Source organism: Acinetobacter sp. YH12140, assembly GCF_013418475.1.
In the GTDB taxonomy this organism is placed as follows: Bacteria; Pseudomonadota; Gammaproteobacteria; order Pseudomonadales; family Moraxellaceae; genus Acinetobacter; species Acinetobacter amyesii.
In genome coordinates this window covers 1-3,033 of the sequence record NZ_VPBZ01000031.1, presented here as the reverse complement: position 1 = coordinate 3,033, position 3,033 = coordinate 1, and the positions used below count along the sequence as shown (strand labels likewise).

The 3,033-nt window shown below is 50.3% G+C and carries 3 protein-coding genes and 1 pseudogene; 1 reads left to right on the top strand and 3 read right to left on the bottom strand.

From position 1 onward, the window contains the following. The coding region (locus tag FTU75_RS18750) for a hypothetical protein (protein WP_206299284.1) at positions 1 to 247 on the top strand (247 nt) is incomplete at its 5' end. 407 nt (positions 248 to 654) lie between these two features. Here FTU75_RS18750 and FTU75_RS18110 read toward each other — a convergent pair. From FTU75_RS18110 to FTU75_RS18100, 3 genes and pseudogenes are all read right to left on the bottom strand, one after another. Next, positions 655 to 1,197, bottom strand: coding sequence for an AAA family ATPase (locus FTU75_RS18110; RefSeq protein WP_000587837.1), 543 nt, complete (start codon positions 1,195 to 1,197; stop codon positions 655 to 657). Between the two features lie 12 nt (positions 1,198 to 1,209). Next, the gene (gene aac(3)-IId, locus FTU75_RS18105) at positions 1,210 to 2,070 is read right to left on the bottom strand and encodes an aminoglycoside N-acetyltransferase AAC(3)-IId (protein WP_000557454.1); all 861 of its coding nucleotides are present in this window, start codon (positions 2,068 to 2,070) and stop codon (positions 1,210 to 1,212) included. Positions 2,071 to 2,263: 193 nt separating this feature from the next. Further along, positions 2,264 to 2,970: pseudogene (locus FTU75_RS18100) on the bottom strand (IS1 family transposase). Positions 2,971 to 3,033 lie beyond the last annotated feature (63 nt).

Below are 3,033 nucleotides of genomic sequence, written 5' to 3'. Positions count from 1 at the left end.
AGTACCAGCGTACGGCCCACAGAATGATGTCACGCTGAAAATGCCGGCCTTTGAATGGGTTCATGTGCAGCTCCATCAGCAAAAGGGGATGATAAGTTTATCACCACCGACTATTTGCAACAGTGCCCAAAAAAGTTCGTGGTGGAGAAAAGATAAGCTATGCAAGGCTTTAGGAGACGTGGTTTTTCAGGATGACGAAGAACGATTCGGCGCTAGGTGCAACATAGGTGCATCGCACGAGCGCTAGGAACGGCGAAAAAAGGCGGACGTGGCGAAATCGGTAGACGCAGCAGACTTTAAAATTGGAGTGCCCGCGGGGAAATCCGCGGAGTAGAACCGCTCAAAGTCGGGGAACGCTAACGGGCAATACCCTAAGCCAATCCCGAGCCAAGCCCCTTCGGGGGAAGGTGTAGAGACTGGACGGGCGGCGCCTAAAGCCTTCGGGCAATGGCGAAGGGACAGTCCAGACCACGAACGTCATCAGACGGCGGCGAAAGTCGAGGTGGTACGAAAATCTGCTTCTCTGTGAGAGTACGGGTTCGAGTCCCGTCGTCCGCACCACAAAGCCAAACATCCCTGCGATGATCGACCTCTGGGCGTTTGGTCGTGAGCCCGCCACCCTCGCGCTACGCTTTGCGCAGGCGTCGAAGGCGATCAGGTGCGCCCATCGATTCCGTCGAGCACCATCGCTGCGAGTTCATCGCTGGTGTGTGCACCACTATCGAGAACACGGGTTGTGCATGGAAGCCGTTCCCTTGCGGCCAAGCATCGGGCGACATTCGCTAATCGCCACTCTCGAATCTCCGCATTTCGATTCGGGTCAGGATGCATGGTCTGGTTCGCGATCCGGTGACGCAATAGGTCCTCGTTGAGCGTCAGAAAGATGTGCAGCAGCTGATCGTCGATCCGCCTTACCCCGTCGAGTATCTCAGTCAGATAGTCCGGGTGCACGAGCGTCATTGGGATGATGATGTCCTGCGAGTAATTCCTTCGAATCTCCCTGACCGCCGCGATCGTAAGTCCCCTCCACAAGGGGAGATCCTGATAGTCTCCGCTCGCTGGCATGGGGACCGTTTCTTTCACCACGAACCCGATTTCCTCGGGGTCAAAGATCAGCGATTTGGAACGCCGATCGCGCAGCCGCTTAGCGAGCGTCGTCTTTCCGGCGCCGAAAGGTCCGTTGATCCAGATTATCATTGTCGACGGCCTCTAACCTGAAGGCTCGCAAGAGCGCTCGACGGCCTCGTGCGGAGGCACGATCGGAGTGGTTCCGAAATGCTTCTCAAGATAGGTGACGCCGAACGTCACGATGTCCTGCGCGTCGAACAGGTAGCACTGAGCAAAGCCCACGACACCTTCTCGATGGCGACCGAGCTTCACGTAAGCATTTGCTATAGTTTCAACCGCATCCGGCTTTCCTTCGATAGCAAAGCAATCGAGAATGCCGTTTGAATCGTAATCCGATGCCGTTTTCCAGGCGACTTCACCGTCTCTTCCAAGCATCGGCATCTCATACGTCACCCACCGTTTGTTGGGGATATCGGCAACCGCCTCGGCGTAGTGCAATGCGGTAACGGAGTTTAGCGGCGCACCCAACAGCAGGGCCTTCCCGCCAAGGCGAACGAACCGCTCGACGGGCGATCCTTCCCCCAAGGCGTGACCGAGTTCGTGAGGCTCCGTCAGCGTTTCAGCCAGCGGACCAACCGCGACCATCGATGCATCGGGGTGCGCGCTGCGCCGCGCGCCGGGGGCTTGAACCAGAAATTGATTCAGCAGGCCGAACCCACGGTAAGTCCCGGCTGTTGCGGGATCGAACGGCAGCCAGGTACGGCGGGCTTCGTCATCCAGCCGAGCGCCATTCAGAGTCTCCTCGTAGGGTGATCGGTCCCACGACGCGTATCCCATCACAGTGCCAGTCGGCCCAACCGCGGAGCGTAACGCGGCAACGACCGTCTCCGCTCCTCCTTCGACCGGACCAATCGCTTTAAGTGAGGCATGCACCATCAAGAGGTCACCGGTTTGGACTCCGAGTTTTTGAAGCGCCTCCGTTATTGCCTTCCGCGTATGCATCGCGATATCTCCTCTAAACTGCAAAACACTATACCTATCGAGATATCACTCTACTATACCTATCGAGATGAAGAAATTCTAAAATTAACATAATACACCTTATACAAAATGCCCTTGTAAGCCCTTAATCAAGGGCATTTTTAGTCTCTACTTAACATAAAATTTTGGTGGTGCTTCAAAAAGTATGCTGCCTTTAAATGAAGCCATTATTGATGTAAAAGAAAAGAAGGCTAAATCAAAAGCTTTAAAATGGTTTTCAAGCTTTTTTGAAAAATTACAGCTTCTTCTGAAGCTACGCCTAATTCTATGCCTTATTTTGCAATTATTGCCTTCAATACCTACAGTAAAAAATTTACCAATACTTTGCTTACCATTTTTAAAAGCAGTGATGAAACTGTCCCAATGATCACTTGCAATTCGGGTGTAGTGAATATCTAATTGTTTAAGCTTTGTCTTCAATTGTTAGACTGTAGCTAAATCTCGTTTACCCCAAACATAAGCAACAATTTCACCTGTTTCTCGATGATAGGCGTAAATAAGCCATTGTTTATTCTTTTTATTTCCAACAAAATTCCAGAACTCATCTACTTCGAGAGATTCATAATGACTTTGCTGAGGCTGAATTTCATAGGTTGATTCAGTTAAAGTACGTAAAACTTTACCGATACTGATGCGCTCAACTTCAGCAATATCTCGTATACCGCTGCCTCTGACCATCAACTGTAATATTTTACGAGTAATACCTGACTTACATCCTAGATAGCTCAGTGCATGATCACCAATAAACTGACGTTTACAGTCTTTGCACTGATAGTTTTGTTTCCCATCTACTTTGATACCATTTTTCTTTATACTATCACTGAGGCAGGTTGGACATTTGATTGCTAGAGTTATTTGCATTTCTCTATTTTATCAAAATCCAATCGGCTTTTTCTTCAGCATACTTTTTGAAACACTACCAAA

What these genes read in the sequence shown, in the direction of transcription:
- FTU75_RS18110 (WP_000587837.1), bottom strand. Translation starts at nt 1,197, where the DNA reads ATGATAATCTGGATCAACGGACCTTTCGGCGCCGGAAAGACGACGCTC.